This window comes from Streptomyces sp. NPDC013157 (genome assembly GCF_042899865.1).
In the GTDB taxonomy this organism is placed as follows: domain Bacteria; phylum Actinomycetota; class Actinomycetes; order Streptomycetales; family Streptomycetaceae; genus Streptomyces.
Genome location: NZ_JBIBAK010000010.1, coordinates 202,092 through 218,894, shown reverse-complemented (window position 1 = coordinate 218,894; position 16,803 = coordinate 202,092). Strand labels below are relative to the sequence as shown.

Genomic DNA, 16,803 nt, shown 5'->3' with positions numbered 1-16,803 from the left:
CCTCCGGGGGTCTCGTCGTGCCGTGGGTGAAGTGGCGGGACGGCATGACGACGCGCGCGAGGTCACCCCGGGGCCGAGAAGCCCGAGGCCAGGGACCGGGGGTGGTCTACGCGGGGGTCGCCGGGAGGGCGTGTCCGGGTGCTCGCGGGCGGCTGCGGCCCTGCGCGTCCGGGTCGCGTTGCGGCAGGAAGGCCGTACGCCGGGCCCGGTCGCGTATCGCCGTGCGGACCCGGGTGGGCGGCACGGCGGGCGCGGAGCGGGCGGCGAGGACCGAGCAGAGGGCGAGAGCCGAGCCGGCGGCGGCGGTCGCGGCGAGCGCGACGGTGGTGAAGAGACTGCCGGAGTCGAGCAGCAGGAGATCGAACAGCAGGAGCAGCAGCAGGGCGACGGGACGGGACGACGGCACGACCCAGCGGCGGTTCACGTGCGTCCCTCCCCCCTCACTCTCACTACGACCGGTTATACATGATCCGTCTCCAGCGGCTCCAGGAGCCTCTTGGGCTTCAGGAGCGCCCTGCTGACCGGGTCCGCCGGGTCGGGGTCGAGTCCCGGGCCCGGTGTGATGACAACGTCCGCGACGGGGACGACGGTTCCGCACGCGGGGCATTCGCCGTACGAGCCGAGTTCGGTCCCGCACGTGACGTGCCAGAATTGACATGCTCCTCTCCATGATGGGTGAGGATTCTGGCCTTCGTGACCGGTTGCTGTGCCGCTACGCGGCACGGTTTCCGGTCGGGAATCCGTGGCTTCCTGTTTCTTCGCGCTGTGCCGGGATCGCTCCAGGTCTTACCGGCGCTCCGCAGGCCGATACCGCCAGTCCGGCGGCCGTCTTCACATTGATCGCGGCGTTGTGGTCCCGGTCGTGGAGGGTGCCGCAGGCACTACAGGTCCACTCCCGAACGTTCAGGGGTTTGGGCCCGTCCACGGCGCCGCAGGTGGAGCAGGTCTGAGAGGTCGGTTCGAACCGGCCGATCTTCACCAGGGTCCGCCCGTACCGTTCGGCTTTGTACTCCAGCATGCTGATGAACGCCGACCACCCGGCGTCGTGCACGGACTTGGCCAGCCTCGTACGGGCCAGTCCCACAACCGACAGGTCCTCCACAGCGATCCCTTGGTTCTCGGAGATCAGCTTCGTGGAGAGCTGGTGGTGGAACTCACGGCGCGCATCGGCGACCCCTGCGTGGGCGCGGGCCACCTTCAAGCGGGCCTTGGCCCGGTTCTTCGATCCCTTCTGCCTACGGGACAGCTCCTTGTGGGCCTTCTTCAGCTTCTTCTCCGCCCGGCGCACAAAGCGCGGGGAGTCGATCTTCGTGCCGTCGGAGAGGACCGCGAAGTGTGTGAGGCCGAGGTCGATGCCGATGGTGCGGTCGGTCTCGGGCATCCGCGCCTGGTCGGCGGCGGGGTCGGTGTCGATGACGAAGGACGCAAAGTACCTGCCGGCCGCGTCCTTAACGACAGTGACGGAGGTGGGCGTGGCGGGAAGGGTGCGGGACCATTTCACCTTCACAGCGCCGACCTTCGGCAGGTTCAGACGGCCGCCGGGGGTGATGTTCCAGCGGGCGTTGGCGGTGAACCGGATCGAGTGCCGGGTGTCCTTGCGGGACTTGAATCGGGGCGGGCCGGTCCTGGGTCCCTTGCGGGTGCCCTTGAGGGAGGCGAAGAAGTTGCAGTACGCCTGCTCCGCGTCCCGCAGGGACTGCTGGAGCACCACCGCGGAGACCTCACCCAGCCAGGACCGCCCGGCGGTCCGCTTCGCCTCGGTGATCAGCTCCCTCGACAGCTGAGCAGCCGTCGGGAACGGCTGCCCGGCCTTACGGGCGTCCTCGCGAGCACGGACCGCGTCGTTGAACACGACGCGGGCGCACCCAAACGCCCTGACCAGCGCGGCCTGTTGAGCGGCATCGGGATACACCCTGAAGCTGTACCGGAGCTGCATGACGATCACACTAGGCACGTCGAACCCATGTCGTCATCGGGAACGTGTGAACGGTCCGTCACCGTCACGAGCAGGGTCCGGCTCCTCCGGAACGAGACCGCGACGCTCCTCGTCGCAGCCACAAGATTCGCTTCACCCCCGGCCTGAGGGCCGGGGCACTGCGAATGACGTTCGGTAGCGCCGGCCGCCGTAGAGCGCGTCGCGGACGACGAGCACGGTCCTGCACTCGCCGACGACCTGCTGGGAGCGGCGGGGATTGGCGCTGCGGGACCGGGCCTGAACCGCCCGCTACCCGGCGGCCACGACCTCACCGGCCGTGACCTGGGGAGGATTGGGCAGCAGCGATGCGAGCTGGTCCCGCACGAAGGCCGCCGCCCTCCGGACCGACTCCTCGGCCCCGGCCTGGTCGTCGTACACACTCGTGGAGAGCATCACGCCGTCCCCGGCGTCGACCCAGTAGTAGGCCACGAAGCCGGGGACCTGGCGGAGGAGGGGGACGAATCCCTCGTTCACCAGGCGTCCCGCCTCGGCGGGGTCCGTCACCCCTTCGTACCGCCGCACCACTGCGTACATAGCCGATCTCCTCACGGATTCCGAGGCCTTCCGTGGCCTTCCGGGGCTTCCCGGGGCCACCTTTCCCGAAACGGACATACCCCCCGAAGCGCGTCTCCCGCCGGGGGCATGTCCGGAAGCCCCTCGAATAGGCGCACGGCTCACCGGAACCGCGCTCCCCGCCCCACACCCCGCGCTACGCCCGCGGCCGCGTCGACACCAGCCTCCCCCACACCACCATCCGGTACCGGGACGTGAACTCCGGCGTGCAGGTGGTGAGCGTGATGTAGTACCCCGGCTCCTGGTACCCGTACGACGGCTTCACGATCGAACGCGGTACGGGCCCTACCACCCCGGAGTCGCGCGCCGACGTCTGCGGCAGGATCTGGTCCACGACGTACGTGTAGGTCGCCGACGCCGTCTCGACCTCGATGGGATCCCGGAGCCGGAGCCGCGGCAAGTAGCGGAACGGCTCGCCATGCGTGTTCCGGTGCCCGGCGAGCGCGAAGTTCCCGGCCTGGCCCGGCTGTTGGGTGCCGGGGTAGTGGCCGACGTACCCGTGGTTGAGCACCTTCGGCTTGCTGACGCCCTCGGCGACCGGGACGCGCAGCCCGAGCCGCGGGATGACGAGGACGGCGTACGCCTGGGAGGCGACGACCCGCGTGGTGTACGACGTCTGCCGCCGCCCGCCGCCGGAGGCCCCGCCGGACGCCGGGGAGGCCGCCGCACCGGAACCGCCCTTGCCCCCGCTGCCGCCCGATCCCCCGGAGCCGTTCGCCGCCGCTCCGCCGCCCCACTGCCGCTCCAGGGCCTCCACCTTCCGCGCGGCCCCCTGCTTCGCCTCCCGGTTGGTCCACCACAGCTGGTGCACGACCAGCAGCATGAGCACCACGCCCACCGTGACGAGGAGTTCGCCCCCGGTCCACAGCACCCGCCGACGCCGGGCCCGCCACCGCCGCTCACCGTGCCCCACGACCCGCACCGCGCACCTCCCGCCGCCTCGGCCCCGGCCCCGGCGTCGGTCCCGCACGATAAGGCGCTCGCCGCCAACTCACCAGAGCCGTGGGGATTCCTGCACGTGGAAGTCAGCGGTCATCGGTTTCGCGCACGCGCGCTGTGCCACGTCGCGGCGGCGAAGGGGAATCGTCGGCGGATCAGCTCTCCATGATTCCGACGCCGTCGAGAAGAGCTGTGTACGCGCCTTCGGCACGACGGCCGGGAGCCGTGTCCTGCGGGGTGTGGGCCAGGAACTCCGACGTGGTTCCGGTCTGCAGGATCCGGCCCGAGTGAAGGACCGTGACGTGGTCGGCTTCCTCCGCGAGGTCCTGGATGTCGTGCGTGGACATCAGGATCGTCACCTCACCCGACAGTGCGGCCAAGACGTCACGGAAGGACCGACGTTGCTGCGGGTCGAGGCCCGCGGTCGGTTCGTCCAGGAGCAGGACCCGGGCATCGTGCACGAGCGTGGCGGCCACGCCGAGGCGCCGCAACTGCCCGCCCGAGAGCCTGTGGGTCTTCACACCGGCCTGTCCGGTGAGATGGACACGGTCGAGCGCGGCAGCGGCCTTGTCATGTGCCACGCCTGTCGCCATCCCCTTGAGCCAGCCCGCATAGGCGACGTACTCATGTGCGGTGAGCTGCGGCATCGGCTGTATGTGCTGCGGTAGCCAGCCGACCATGCGCCGGTACGTACGGGCGGTGGAGGGCGTCTCGTCGAGTGTGACCGTGCCGCGCGCGGGCCGAGCGGTACCGGCGGCGAGCCTCAGCAACGTGGACTTCCCGGCCCCGTTGGGCCCGAGGAGCACGGTCAACCCTCCGGGAAGCGTGTAGGTGAAGTCGACGAGGACCGGTTTGCTCCAGCGCCGGTACGCATACGTCACGTCGTCGATGCGGATCGTCATGAGAGCTCCTGGCGGGCACGGAGAAGAACGGTCAGGCCGGCTGTCAGCACAGCGACCGCCGCGACCGCGGCATGCACGGATGCGGCCGGTTCGGGCAGGACGGTCCAGGGGTCGGGGTCGGGATAGGGGCGGTGCGAGAAGAAGACGACGAGCGCGATCCACGCGAGCGGTACCGTCACGGCCGCCTGACGTGCCCACGGCCTTGCCAGCAGCATCAGGCCGGTCAGGAAGGCGGCGTTGCGGGCCACGGACACCCCAGCCGCCGACCGGAAGACCCCGGCCAGGAGGAGGCATGCGGCTGTCGCCGCCAGGACCAGCAGTACGTCGCGTGCCGGCACACAACGGACGGCGGCCGCCTCGACGGCGGCCAGCCCCGAGTCCAGGGACAGCGAGAGCGCCGCTACGACGGGGATTGGAAGAAACACGGTCAGGACCGCTTGCTGGCTGTTGGAGAAGAGGGACGGCAGCAGGACGTACTCGCCGCCGATCCACACCGTGAGTCCCATCGACAGCACGATCAGTCCGGTGAGGACGGTGAGAGCGCGCCGCGCCTTGAGCCACCACCGCATCAGGCGCACGCCTTCCTGGAGGTACTGACGAACCAGGCGGCCTGCTCCTTGGGCGGGCGGCTGAGGACCCTGCGGAGCACGCCGTCGACGTCACCTGGCGAACCCTGCCGGTCGATGATGTTCCGCAGTTGTTCCCATGACCGGGTGGTGCCGGTGATGTGGGCGGCCCATGCGATGGCCTCACGGCGCAGGAGGGGGTCGGGGCGCGCGCAGTTCATGTCCGTGGCAGCGACGGCGACGGCGAACTCGGCGTCGTGGCGACCGGTGGCGACCGTCAGGGAAACACGCCACGTCGAGGTCGTCGACGACGGGGAGAAGCGCCCCTCGGGCAATGTGTCCACCACGGTCGCAGGGTGTCGCGGAACACCGGCGTGCTCGAAGTCGGCCAACACCGTGCGGGTGGCGGCCACGGCCTGGGGCAGCGCCTCGGCCGTCTGTTCCGGCATGCAGACGTCGGTGCGTCCCGCATGCCCGCACTTCATCGTGACCGCATAGTTCCTGAGAGGCGGGGTGTAGCCGTAGTCCTTGACTCCCTCGTAGGTGCTCGTGACACCCGCGACGGCGACGACCAACGCGGCCGCGGCTCCCGCCGTGGGGCGGAGCACCGGGGACCAGGCCACGATCAGCCCGACGGCGATGCTGCCGGTGAACGCGACGTGGGGCCACAGAGCGCCCCAGGTGGGTGCCTCGCCGAACATCAACTCCTCCGGGAAGGCACCGGACACGTGTCGTGCCCAGGGCGCGTCGACGGTCACGGTGAATGCCACGGCGACCCAGGTCAGTACCGCGAGTACCGGTGCCGCGATCACCTTGGGCAGCCATCGGCCGACGGTGAAGCCGATGACAGCGTGTTCCACGCACACGATCATGCCCACGACCAACGGCGAAACGCTGTCCCAGGTCGGCCGTGATCCCTCCACAGCCAGCGCCACCGCCGGAGGAAGGATCAGCATCAGCCAGGCCAGCGTGACGACGGGGAGCAGAGCCTGGGCGGCGATCCGGTACCGGGACCTGGCGTGGTTCATGTCCCACACGCCGGCCTGCCGCAGCGTCCCGGACACCCAGGCGGCGAGCGCCGAGGTGACAGCGTAGGCGAACGGGTAGGCGAAGCGGAGCGGATACGACGTGATCTCGGGCGCGTACCCGTAGTTGTCGGACGGCGGGTGCCCCGGGCCGCCCAGGTAGTACAGCAGCGGCAGGGCGAGCGCGACAGGAGCCGCCCACAGGGCGGGTGAACTGCGGTACAGGGTGGTGAGCTTCACGGTCTTCCCGGTCGGAGCGGTGAACGAGACGGGTGACCGCCCCCGTTCTTCCGACGGAGGCGGTCACCGGCTTGCGCGATGCGCACAGGTTCTAGTCCGCCGCGGTGTTGTCGACCATGATGACCTCGACGTCCAGCTTTCCCACACCGCCCCACACACCGTTGACACTGAAGTAGTAGTCACCCTTGGGGAGATCGTGCCATGCGCCGTCGCTCTGGTGCATGTAGCCCTTGAAGCACTCGGTGTAGGTCTTGGTGTCGTAGTCGGCGTCCGGCCACGCCGAGATGTCCCGGTGCATCTGGATCGTCGTCTTGTACGGCGTGCTGCCGCCGGAGCTCTCGGGGCCGCTGCAGTTCCTGTACATGACTTCCGAGTACTGCTCGTCAGCCCACCTGCGCGACTCCTGCCCCTTGCTGACGTTGTAGAAGTAGCTGCTCCACAGGAAGTCCTCGGCCCACGCCGTTGACATGGACAGCATGGTGACCGCTGCTGTCACCGCAGCAACGATCCCCCCGCGTCGTATTCGCACGTACTCAGCCCCCACTGGTCGTCTGAAGGTGTCAACACCCGAGCCCAACCGATGAAGTTCGGCCAGGAGTTCGGCACCTTAGCCACGCGATCGAGACCGGGTCCAGGCATAAGTCTTGAACATGACAGACGCGGATCGGCAAGCGGAAACCTTCTGTCCGCTGCCCGGACACCTGAGCACGCCCCAGGCGCCACATGCCTTACAAGAAGCGGAACACCCGGAGCCTTGCCGAAGAGACGAACGATGGCTGAAAGCTTTCGCAGGGACCCGGGACCTTCCCGCAGCCCCGAACACCCGTCGGGCGCCCTCCGCCGTCCATTCCTCCATGGGTTTTAGAAACCACTGTCACAACCCTCGACAACCTCAGGCACCACACCTGATGCTTCCTGTTGGCATGCGGGGGGACGAGTCGACGCCGGTCCGGGAACCGGTGTTTGAGCCGCACGGAGAGGTTGAGAAGCCGCCATGATCCGACGCAGAACACTCCTGGCCGCCGCGGGAGGCGGCCTCCTGGGCAGCGCCCTGGCCACCGGCACGGCCCACGCCGACGCCACCATCGCCGTCAGCCCGTCCACCTCCTGGGGCACCTGGGAGGGCTGGGGCACCTCCCTGGCCTGGTGGGGCAACGTCTTCGGCACCCGCGACGACTTCGCCGACATCTTCTTCACCACCAAGTCAACGACGTACAACAGCACTTCGCTGCCCGGCCTCGGCCTGAACATCGCCCGCTACAACCTGGGCGCGTCCAGCTGGAACAGCGTGAACGGCGAGAGCATGGTCGCCTCCGCCAACATCCCCGCGTTCAAGCAGATCGAGGGCTACTGGCAGGACTGGAACAACGAGGACCCCACCTCCTCGGCCTGGGACTGGACGGCGGACGCCACCCAGCGCGCCATGCTCGTCAAAGCCGTCAACCGGGGCGCGACGGCCGAACTCTTCGCCAACTCCCCCATGTGGTGGATGTGCCTGAACCACAACCCGTCCGGCGCCTCCGACGGCGGCAACAACCTCCAGTCCTGGAACTACCGCCAGCACGCCTCCCACCTCGCCTCCGTGGCCCTCTACGCCAAGAACAACTGGGGCGTGAACTTCGCGACGGTGGAGGCCTTCAACGAACCCTCCTCCTCCTGGTGGACGGCGACCGGCACGCAAGAGGGCTGCCACATGGACTCGACGGTCCAGGCGGCCGTACTCCCCTACCTCCGCAGCGAGTTGAACAGCCGGGGCCTGACCAGCACCAGGATCTCGGCCTCGGACGAGACCAGCTACGACCTGGCCCGCACCACCTGGAGCGCCTTCTCCTCCACCACGAAGGGCTACGTGGACCGCGTGAACGTCCACGGCTACCAGGGCTCGGGCGGCCGCCGCGACCTCCTCTACACCGACGTCGTGACGACGGCCGGCAAGGCACTGTGGAACTCCGAGACCGGCGACAACGACGGCACCGGCTACACCATGGCCTTCAACCTGCTCTACGACTTCCGCTGGCTGCACCCCACCGCCTGGGTCTACTGGCAGGTCATGGACCCGTCCACGAACTGGGCGATGATCGCCTACGACGCGAACACCCTGGCGGCCGGCGCGGTCACCACCAAGTACTACGTGATGGCACAGTTCAGCCGCCACATCCGCCCCGGCATGAAGATCCTCGACACGGGCGTGAGCAACGCCGTGGCCGCCTACGACAGTTCGGCCAAGCGCCTGGTGATCGTGGCGCTGAACACCGCCACCTCCGCCCAGACCTTCACCTTCAACCTCTCCGGCTTCACGACGGTGACGGGCGGCACGAACGGCCTGGTCCCCCGCTGGAACACGGTGACGACGGGCGGCGACGCGTACAAGTCGTACTCGGACACCCACCTGTCCGGAAAGACGGTGGCGGTGTCCTTCCCCGCGAAGTCCGTCCAGACCCTCCAGATCGACGGCGTGACGATCTGACCCGACCGGCCCGAACCGGCCCGCCCGAACCGGCCCGGACCGGGCCCACCCGGCGGCGGGGCCACGCAGCTCACCGTGCCCCCGCCGCCGGCCCCGCTACCCCACCCGAACCCGCATCTCGACGCACACCTCGTCCCCCGCCTCCACCCCCTGCGCCTTCCGCACGGCACTCTTCAACGGCAGCAGATACCCCCCGTCCTTGGGAAACAAGGACGTCTCGAACACCACCCCGCCCAAGGTCACTTCAACAGGCACGACCCCCCACCCGTAGGAGGCCATGCCCGCCACGGCCCGCACCTCCTCGCACTCCTCCGCCGGCACCGGCAGGAAGTAGTACGGAGCAGGCCCCCGCCACTCCACGACACGTCCACCGAACTCGAACCGCACCGAACGACTCCCTCGCCATCGACTGCACCGACTGCCCCCTATCCCTATCTCTTCTTTGTCACCGCCGGGCAGTACGGTGTCGTTCATGCGCCCCGACACGCCTGCCGAGAACGTCGACCACACCGCCGAAGCGGCACGCCTGGAGCGGACCGCCGGCCGCTACCCCGAAGACGCCGAAGCCCTTCTCCTCCAGGCCGCGGCCCACCTGGAGCTGGCCGACGACCGCCCCGCCGCCACCGCGCTCTACGACCGCCTCCTCGCCACCCCGGACACCCTGGAGAACGCGGCCCTCGTCCGGGCCCTCAAGGCGTCGAACCTGTGGGAGTACGACCACGAGGCAGAGGCCAGGGCGATCATCGAGGGCATCCGCACCACGGCCCCCCGCGACCCGGCGCCCTGGGTCATCGTCGCCGAATCCCTCGAATCCCACGACGAGCTCGAAGCGGCGCACGACACGTTCACGCAGGCGGCCGCCCTCCTCCTCACGGACGTCGCCGAACCCCCCTACGCCACGCACCCGGTGTTGTTCGGCCGCCACAGGGTCCGCCGCATGCTCGGCCTCCCCCACGACGACTGGGACGCCCGCGCCGACACCCTCCACTCCTCCCCCATCTCCCTGGACGAACTCCACGACCCCAAGCGCGTCTGGTCCCTGGGCTCGGACAACCCGCAGGAGCTGGAGGCCGAGATCTCCCGCCTCCGCGCGGAACTGGGCACCTACAGAGAGGCCCTCTCCCGCCCCTTCCCGGTAGCGGTCCTCCACTGGCCGGCGGAAGAACTGGCGGAGCTCCTGTCGGCGTACCCGACCCTGACCACCGAATACCCCTCCCACCCCGAGCACCTCGCGACCATAGAGTCCTCGCTCCGCGAACTGTCCGTCTCCGGCACCGGCAACCTCGGCATCGTCACCGGCACCGTCCCCTCCTACGAGGCCTTCGCCGCCTCGGAGGGCTCGTCCCCCGCGGACACGACGCTCCTCCCGCAGTACGCGACGACGCTGGCGGCACGGGGGCGGGCGGTGGCCTGGCCGCCGCAGCGCACGTCGGACTGCTGGTGCGGCGTGGGGCAGGCGTACGCGGAGTGCCACGGAAGTCCCACCGCCTGAGTCGATCTCCCCGCCGATGACGTCAGGGACGGACGCCGCCGGAGAAACGTAGGCTCCGCAGAATGCCGGCGACGACCGGGGCGTAGCACTTCTCCCAGTGGGCGACCTGAGGTGTGGAGAAGACCACCAGGCACATGTGCAGTCCCTCGCCACCCGCCTCGGGCGGCGGAATCGGGATCATGGCGTGGAACTGTGCGGTGGGTACCTCTGCGTGCCCGGTACCTCCGTCCGAAGCGAGCGGAGCGGGGAGGACCTGGGTCCGGCCACCGGTGAAGACGGCGGCCGGACCGCACGGGGCATGGACGATCCCTCCGCTCCAGCCCTCTCCCCTCGTTCCGAGGACAGCCTGGACGGCTCCTCGTGCCGCCGTGGTCGCGCTGTGGCCGTACGGGTAGTCGACGACCGCGACGGCGAGCGACCCGAACGAGGGTCGGCCCTCGAAGGTGTGGAGACAGTTGGCCGCGTACACCACTCCGACGTCACTCAGGAAACGCGAGACTCGCCGCAGGACCTGAGTCGCCTCGTTCGTCGGCCCCTGCCCCTCACCGGCCGTGGCGACCGCCTCCAGAGGGATCTCCTGGAACTCCACGGGCAGTGAGAAGTCGACCCGTATCACTGCCCTACCCTCCCTGGCCGAAGCTGCCGGGAGGGGGCGGTGGCGGCCCCACACCGCCGGCTCGCTGCTGGTCGTAGAGATCCACCAGCCGTCGGTTCTTCTCGTACCAGCGCCTCGTCAGCGAGGGGACGAGGGCCGCCAGGACGGCCAGGGCCACAGCGAACAGCGCCGACAGCACTACAGCTCCGACAGGTCCGTGACGCAGCACCCAGGCAAGGACGAGACAGCCCACGCTGAGCACGGAGACGAGGACGACCAGTCCGCGGATGCCGTTGCTCTCGTAGGCGGCGAGGCCTCGGCGTTTCGACGCCAGCTCGACGGCGGTGAGGGTGGTCTGCGGCGCCGCTGGTCCCGAGCCGGGCGCCTGAACCGCCCACGCCATGAGAAGTGGGCCTCCGGCACGCAGTCGGTCATGGGTCTGCGCGGCCCGTTGACGAGCCGTCGGGGAGTCGTTCCGTACGAAGACCAGGCGCATCGTGCTCCTGCTCCGCACTTCGGTCGCCGCGAGGTCGTAGCCGAACTCGAACGCGATCGCGGTGATCGTGTCGGACTGTCCCGCCTCAAGACCGCTCAGGCTGAACTCGACGCGGCCCCGCCCGTCGAAGTGGCCCGGAATCTCCGCTTCCTTCATCGCGACGCCTGCTCCTTCTCCCGAGCCGCCCTGTCCTTCTCGCTTCCGGCGTGCCAGGCGTTCTCGAAGGCCACCAGCATCGCCCCACCGGGAACGACCACGTCCTCCGCGACCTGCCGCTCGTTATCCGGACCCCAGTATCCGAGTGCGGTCGGATCCCCCATGAATGCCGCAACGGTGTCCACGAGGCCGAAGTTGGCGGCTCCGACGGCCAGACGGCTTTCGGCGGCTACACGGGAGACGCCCTTGAGAACGCCCCCGAAGGGAAGCACACCCAGAGCGTCCTCGGCCAGCGTCCGATCGGAGACCACGGCATCGCCGCCGACGGCACGTGCCGTACCGTGCACCGCCAGCGCGCCGAGCGAGAAGCCTCCCGAGGCGAGCCCGATCACCTCGGCCCCGCCGAGGAGCAGAGGCGCCAGTGGGCCCGTCTCCGGAGCGGCGAAGGCAAGACCGAGCGAGATCGCGCCGAGGGCCGCGCTGACGGTCCCGAGTACGTCACCGAGCGCGGCGATGGAGTTCGCATGCTCAGCGAGCCACTCGACGGCATCGCCCACGGCCGCGCTCACGGCATCGGCGGCGGCTCGGTTCATCGTGTCCAGAGCCTTCCCGATCCCGACGACCGCGTCGCCCAGTTTGTCGAACACGCCGGGCTCGTCCGGAGCGATGTCCATCGCTTTGTCGAGGCGTCTCGCGACGGCCCGCCCTTCGATATCGAAGTCGATCGCGAGATTGCGCGCCTCGGCGGCTACCCGCTCGAAGTCCGCCCGAGCGGTAGCGATCGCCAGCTCCGCAGCGGCCCTGTCCTTCTCGTTCTTCTCCCGCTTGCTGACCCCGGCGCCGTCCTCCGCCTTCGGGTCGATCAGAAAGGCCGGCGGCAGCCCGGCCAGTCGCTGCTCGGCCGCGTGCCGGGCATCGAGAGCGTCCTTGGCCCGCCGTTCCAGAGCAGCCGCCTTGCGCTGCCACTCGGGCATGGCATCGGCCCAACCCACCAACGCCGTCGCCGCCTTGCCGAACGACCGTCTCGCCTGGTCCACCCGGGGCCGGAAGTCGTCGTCGAACCGCTCCCGGAAAGCCTCGGCGTGACGCCCCTTCCAGTCGCCCTCTCCGGTGCCGTGCAGCACGTCGGATATCTCGTGCAACGCATCGGCGGTCCGCCGCACGATGTCCGCCACGTGCCTCGCAGTATGTGGATCACCGGGGCAGGGGACGAACCCGAGGGCCGTGAACTCCCCCCGCAGGGGCGAGGACTGCGTAGGAGAGGGCCACGAGAAGAGGTCGCTCATACAGAGCCGACCTCCCGTGACCTCCGCAGTTCCTCGGCCACCCGGTCATCGAGGCCCTCGAAGGCCTTCCGTATCCCGTCGAGGGCTTTGACGGCCGCGTCGGAGAACTTCTCGATCTGCTTGATCCCGTACGACCACTCGTCGCCGAAGTCATTCATCCGCACGGCCAGCACGAACACCCCCATTGCCGCGCCGTCGACCTCATCCATCTCCCGACCAGGGCGCTGCATGATCTCGCCGATGTGCTGGATGTCGTCCCGAACGCGCTGAAGCACGTCGAAGTCGACGAATATGTCACTACCGCCGCCGCTCATCCCCCTCCTCCACCCCTGCCGAGCCCTCGGCGACCGATGAGACGAACCACGACACGAGTGACTCGACGCTAGCGGCCCTGCACGGTCCGACTCCAGCCGGATTTCCGTCAAGATCCACTCAACGTTTCGACTGTGCGGGAGTTCGCACCGGCTTCACCCCGAACTCCGACTGCGGTGCACGCGGGCGCGCGCTACGCCTGCCACGACCCACAATCCGCCCACCACCACAGACGCCCAGGCCGCCGCCCAACCACCCGGCGTGCCCCCACCCACCAGAGGCGCCCCAACCCCGGCCGCGACCGCAACCCACCCGAGGCACACCCCGGCAAGCCGCCCACTTTCCCCGGGCCGCCCGCTCGCTTCTCTCTCGTGCTGGAGCGGCCCGGGTCAAGGGTGGCCCGCAGGGCCATCGGCGCAGCCGACGCGGACGCGGAGCGCAGCGGAGCGGGAGCGCCCTTGAGGCGGGGTGCGGAGGCACGACACTGAGGAGAAGCGGGCGGCCCAACGGCAACTTCAGAGAAGCCGAAGTCTTCCCTCGGGACTGTCAGCGCCACCTGCTACAACAGAGCCATTGCTGTGCATGAGGGATTGGGGAAACAGCGTGGCTCAGCCGGGGGACCTGTCTCAACCTGTCGCGGGTGTTTACGAGGAACTCGTCACCCAGCGCATGCAAGAGCAGATGGAGCAGCTGAGCGCTGCTGGTTGGAAGGCCATCGATGACGAGGTCAGCGAGGAATCGTCACCCCATGTACTCGCCCGACATCTCAGCCGGGCAATAGGACGACGACTCAGCCAGTTGCCGCATGACAAACGCGTTGCCGTAGCCAACCAGATCATCGAATCCCTTGCCTCCAACTCTGCCGACCTCGAAGCCGGTGATGCTGTCGATCTAGTCGCCGATGGCCCCCGTCAACTCCTGGCTCTCGCCGAGAGGGAAGCCCCAGGCGTCTACGCGCTACGACCGCTTACGCCACTGTCCGAAACCGCGCTCATCACCAACTCCCCCGAGGACCCGAGCCTCGGCAGCGAACTGCGCGCCGAGTTGGCCACGGCAGACCGCATTGACCTGCTGTGCGCGTTCGTGAAGTGGTACGGCATTCGTGTTCTGGAGAGTTCCCTCCGCGAGGCAGCCCAGCGTGGCGTGCCTATTCGTGTCATCACCACGACGTACATGGGCGCGACCGACCGGCACGCCCTCGATCGTCTCGTCCGTGACTTCGGCGCGGAAGTGAAGGTCAACTATGAGACCCGCTCGACGCGCCTGCACGCTAAGGCTTGGCTGTTCCGTCGCAACAGCGGCTTCGACACCGCGTACGTAGGCAGTTCCAACCTCTCCAAGGCAGCGCTTCTTGACGGCTTGGAGTGGAACGTCCGCCTGTCGTCCGTCGCCACACCCGCCGTGTTGACCAAGTTCGAGGCCAGCTTCGATTCGTACTGGAATGACATCGCCTTTGAGGCTTATGACCCAGATCGCGACGCCCGCAAATTGGACGAGGCTCTGGGCGTCGCGGGTGGTTCGATGTCCAACCAGGACTCCAAGATCAGCCTCTCGGGCCTTGAGGTTCGGCCGTACCCGCACCAGGCCGACATGTTGGAACGGCTACGCGTCGAGCGTGAGGTCCGCGGTCACCGCCACAATCTGCTGGTCGCAGCGACCGGCACAGGCAAGACCGTCATGGCCGCCCTTGACTACCGCTCTCTACATAAGCAGTGGGGCAACAAGCAGTACCCGCGGCTGCTCTTTGTGGCACACCGCAAAGAGATCCTTAAGCAGTCGCTCCGGAAGTACCGCGAAGTGCTCGATGACGCCTCCTTCGGCGAACCCCTCTTCAGTGGCGAGCTGCCGCGCGACTGGGAGCACGTCTTCGCGAGCGTCCAGTCCCTTACCGACCAGCGACTCGAGCAGTTCGACCCGGAACACTTCGACATCATCGTCGTCGACGAGTTCCATCACGCTACGGCTACGACATATCGCCGCGTCCTCAACCACTTCAAACCGAAGCAACTCCTCGGCCTGACCGCCACTCCTGAGCGTGCCGACGGGCTCAACGTGCAGGATGAGTTCTTCGAGGGCAGGATCGCCGCCGAGATGCGGCTATGGGAGGCGCTCGACAACGACCTTCTCTGCCCGTTCCACTACTTCGGTGTGCCTGACGGTACTGACCTCACGCGCCTCAACTGGCGTTCAGGAACCTACGACCAGAGCCAGCTCGGCGACTTGTTCTCCGCCGACCATTTCCGCGCCCGCATCGTCATCAGGCAGGTGCAGGACAAGGTATCCGACCCGTCGCAGATGCGGGCGCTCGGTTTCTGCGTCACCAGGAAGCACGCTCACTTCATGGCCAAGTGCTTCCAGGAGGCGGGGTTCAAGGCTGCTGCCTTGGACAGCGAGTCGAAGCCCGAGGTCCGTGATCGGATCCTGTCCGAGCTCAAGGCCGGAGAGATCCAGGTCATCTTCTCCGTAGACCTGTTCAACGAGGGCTTGGACATCCCTGACGTCGACACGCTGCTGCTTCTGCGTCCCACGAACAGCGCCACGGTCTTCCTTCAGCAACTCGGTCGAGGCCTGCGCCGCACGCCCGATAAGCCCGTACTCACCGTGCTTGACTTCATCGGCCAGCATCGCGCCGAGTTCCGCTTTGAGGAACAGTTCCGTGCGATGACCAACCTGTCCCGCAACCGGCTTCTTGAGCACGCTGAGCGTGACTTCCCCCTGCTGCCGTCCGGTTGCCAGATCATCCTTGAGGGCAAGTCCAAGGACCTGGTGCTGGAGAACATCCGTACGCAGATCAAGGCGACCGTCCAGACCCTTGCCAAGGAGGTCAGATCGTTCAACACCCCACTCCTTGCCGACTATCTCAGGGAGAGTCGCCGCGAGATCAAGGAGTTGTACAAGTCGAGCAACTCGTGGACGTCCGTCTTGCGCCGAGCCGGCCTGGCCTCTCTACCTGAACAGACCGGCGAGGAAGACCTGTTGAGGCGCGTGCACGCATTCCTGCACGTCGACGACCTTGAGCGGGCTGAGGCGTACAGCCGTCTACTGAGCGATGACGCCCCGTCGTACGAGGCTCTGAATCCGAGGGACGCAGCGTACGCGCGCATGCTCTTCTTCAACCTCTGGGACAAGGCTGGTGGTTTCACCTCCTACGCCGAAGGCCTTGACTCACTGCACGAGCAGCAGGCTCTCCGTAGCGAACTGCGCCAGGTACTCGACCACGTCATAGGCCAGGCCGACCATTTCCCCATCCCACTGGAGGGCCCGCACGCGCACATCCCCTTGAAGATTCACAGTGCGTACAACCGCTCCGAGATCCTCGCCGCGCTTGGCGTCGCTCGCTTCGGTGGGCAGATGCCTGGGTCCTTCGCCCAGGGCGTCCTGTGGGACGAACCCAACCAGACGGACGCTCTGCTGATCACTCTCGAGAAGAACGAGAAGGACTTCTCCCCCACCGTCCGCTACAAGGACTTCGCCCTGAGCCCCCGGCTCTTCCACTGGGAGTCCCAGAATGCGACCGCCGAAACCTCACCCACAGGGCAGCGCTACCAGCACCATGTCGAACAGGGCAGTCACGTCCTCCTTTTCATGCGCCGCTACAAGAACACAGACATAGGCAAGTCACACCCTTGGATGCTCCTGGGTCCAGCCACCTACGCGGAGCACACCGGCAGCAAGCCGATGGCGATCACCTGGCGCCTGGAGCACCCACTGCCAGCAGACGCGTGGACGTATGCGGCCATCAATGCAGGCTAGTTGACCGCTTCTGTTGTCAGTGCGAT

Annotated in this window: 16 protein-coding genes and 1 pseudogene; 3 read left to right on the top strand and 14 right to left on the bottom strand. The window is 68.0% G+C overall.

Annotated features, from left to right (window positions below):
- Positions 1-106: 106 nt before the first annotated feature.
- From ACFY6U_RS28520 to ACFY6U_RS28480, 9 genes and pseudogenes are all read right to left on the bottom strand, one after another.
- Entirely contained in the window at positions 107-424 is a 318-nt protein-coding gene (locus ACFY6U_RS28520; protein ID WP_294011484.1) for a DUF6412 domain-containing protein, read from the bottom strand.
- A gap of 35 nt (positions 425-459) precedes the next feature.
- A pseudogene (locus tag ACFY6U_RS28515) lies at positions 460-651 on the bottom strand (transcriptional regulator); the annotation flags it as partial.
- 61 nt (positions 652-712) lie between these two features.
- Positions 713-1,936 (bottom strand): RNA-guided endonuclease InsQ/TnpB family protein, encoded by a 1,224-nt coding sequence (locus ACFY6U_RS28510; RefSeq protein ID WP_390042727.1) that lies wholly within the window; start codon positions 1,934-1,936, stop codon positions 713-715.
- Between the two features lie 288 nt (positions 1,937-2,224).
- Positions 2,225-2,509, bottom strand: coding sequence for a hypothetical protein (locus tag ACFY6U_RS28505; protein ID WP_390042725.1), 285 nt, complete (start codon positions 2,507-2,509; stop codon positions 2,225-2,227).
- A gap of 175 nt (positions 2,510-2,684) precedes the next feature.
- Positions 2,685-3,461: a class E sortase gene (locus ACFY6U_RS28500; protein WP_390042977.1), complete on the bottom strand. Its 777-nt coding sequence runs from the start codon at positions 3,459-3,461 to the stop codon at positions 2,685-2,687.
- A 181-nt stretch (positions 3,462-3,642) separates the two neighbouring features.
- Positions 3,643-4,389: an ATP-binding cassette domain-containing protein gene (locus ACFY6U_RS28495; RefSeq protein WP_390042723.1), complete on the bottom strand. Its 747-nt coding sequence runs from the start codon at positions 4,387-4,389 to the stop codon at positions 3,643-3,645.
- Positions 4,386-4,967, bottom strand: a complete 582-nt coding sequence (locus ACFY6U_RS28490) for a hypothetical protein (protein ID WP_390042721.1) — start codon at positions 4,965-4,967, stop codon at positions 4,386-4,388. The genes ACFY6U_RS28495 and ACFY6U_RS28490 overlap by 4 nt, the downstream gene beginning before the upstream one ends.
- Complete coding sequence (locus ACFY6U_RS28485; RefSeq protein ID WP_390042719.1) at positions 4,958-6,220, bottom strand: hypothetical protein; 1,263 nt, start codon at positions 6,218-6,220, stop codon at positions 4,958-4,960. The genes ACFY6U_RS28490 and ACFY6U_RS28485 overlap by 10 nt, the downstream gene beginning before the upstream one ends.
- A gap of 91 nt (positions 6,221-6,311) precedes the next feature.
- Complete coding sequence (locus ACFY6U_RS28480) at positions 6,312-6,689, bottom strand: hypothetical protein (protein ID WP_390042717.1); 378 nt, start codon at positions 6,687-6,689, stop codon at positions 6,312-6,314.
- A 525-nt stretch (positions 6,690-7,214) separates the two neighbouring features.
- Between ACFY6U_RS28480 and ACFY6U_RS28475 the strand changes: the two genes are divergently transcribed.
- Positions 7,215-8,687 (top strand): beta-1,6-galactanase, encoded by a 1,473-nt coding sequence (locus ACFY6U_RS28475; RefSeq protein ID WP_390042715.1) that lies wholly within the window; start codon positions 7,215-7,217, stop codon positions 8,685-8,687.
- A 96-nt stretch (positions 8,688-8,783) separates the two neighbouring features.
- Here the strand turns inward: ACFY6U_RS28475 and ACFY6U_RS28470 are convergent, their stop codons facing one another.
- Positions 8,784-9,074: a DUF1905 domain-containing protein gene (locus ACFY6U_RS28470; RefSeq protein WP_390042713.1), complete on the bottom strand. Its 291-nt coding sequence runs from the start codon at positions 9,072-9,074 to the stop codon at positions 8,784-8,786.
- Positions 9,075-9,159: 85 nt separating this feature from the next.
- Here ACFY6U_RS28470 and ACFY6U_RS28465 point away from each other — a divergent pair, with 85 nt between their 5' ends.
- Entirely contained in the window at positions 9,160-10,179 is a 1,020-nt protein-coding gene (locus tag ACFY6U_RS28465) for an SEC-C domain-containing protein (RefSeq protein WP_390042711.1), read from the top strand.
- A gap of 22 nt (positions 10,180-10,201) precedes the next feature.
- On the opposite strand, the gene ACFY6U_RS28460 is transcribed toward ACFY6U_RS28465, so the two are convergent.
- The 4 genes from ACFY6U_RS28460 to ACFY6U_RS28445 form a co-directional block, all read right to left on the bottom strand.
- Positions 10,202-10,795, bottom strand: coding sequence for a hypothetical protein (locus ACFY6U_RS28460; RefSeq protein ID WP_390042709.1), 594 nt, complete (start codon positions 10,793-10,795; stop codon positions 10,202-10,204).
- 4 nt (positions 10,796-10,799) lie between these two features.
- Positions 10,800-11,426: a hypothetical protein gene (locus tag ACFY6U_RS28455; protein ID WP_390042707.1), complete on the bottom strand. Its 627-nt coding sequence runs from the start codon at positions 11,424-11,426 to the stop codon at positions 10,800-10,802.
- Positions 11,423-12,601 (bottom strand): hypothetical protein, encoded by a 1,179-nt coding sequence (locus ACFY6U_RS28450; RefSeq protein ID WP_390042705.1) that lies wholly within the window; start codon positions 12,599-12,601, stop codon positions 11,423-11,425. The genes ACFY6U_RS28455 and ACFY6U_RS28450 overlap by 4 nt, the downstream gene beginning before the upstream one ends.
- 107 nt (positions 12,602-12,708) lie before the next feature.
- Complete coding sequence (locus ACFY6U_RS28445) at positions 12,709-13,026, bottom strand: hypothetical protein (protein ID WP_390042703.1); 318 nt, start codon at positions 13,024-13,026, stop codon at positions 12,709-12,711.
- Between the two features lie 580 nt (positions 13,027-13,606).
- Between ACFY6U_RS28445 and ACFY6U_RS28440 the strand changes: the two genes are divergently transcribed.
- The gene (locus ACFY6U_RS28440; RefSeq protein ID WP_390042701.1) at positions 13,607-16,777 is read left to right on the top strand and encodes a DUF3427 domain-containing protein; all 3,171 of its coding nucleotides are present in this window, start codon (positions 13,607-13,609) and stop codon (positions 16,775-16,777) included.
- Positions 16,778-16,803: the final 26 nt, after the last annotated feature.

Coding starts and splice junctions, on each gene's coding strand:
- ACFY6U_RS28510 (WP_390042727.1), bottom strand. CDS start 1,936: ATGCAGCTCCGGTACAGCTTCAGGGTGTATCCCGATGCCGCTCAACAG.
- ACFY6U_RS28505 (WP_390042725.1), bottom strand. CDS start 2,509: ATGTACGCAGTGGTGCGGCGGTACGAAGGGGTGACGGACCCCGCCGAG.
- ACFY6U_RS28495 (WP_390042723.1), bottom strand. CDS start 4,389: ATGACGATCCGCATCGACGACGTGACGTATGCGTACCGGCGCTGGAGC.
- ACFY6U_RS28480 (WP_390042717.1), bottom strand. CDS start 6,689: ATGTCAACGGCGTGGGCCGAGGACTTCCTGTGGAGCAGCTACTTCTAC.
- ACFY6U_RS28475 (WP_390042715.1), top strand. CDS start 7,215: ATGATCCGACGCAGAACACTCCTGGCCGCCGCGGGAGGCGGCCTCCTG.
- ACFY6U_RS28465 (WP_390042711.1), top strand. CDS start 9,160: ATGCGCCCCGACACGCCTGCCGAGAACGTCGACCACACCGCCGAAGCG.
- ACFY6U_RS28455 (WP_390042707.1), bottom strand. CDS start 11,426: ATGAAGGAAGCGGAGATTCCGGGCCACTTCGACGGGCGGGGCCGCGTC.
- ACFY6U_RS28445 (WP_390042703.1), bottom strand. CDS start 13,026: ATGAGCGGCGGCGGTAGTGACATATTCGTCGACTTCGACGTGCTTCAG.
- ACFY6U_RS28440 (WP_390042701.1), top strand. CDS start 13,607: ATGAGGGATTGGGGAAACAGCGTGGCTCAGCCGGGGGACCTGTCTCAA.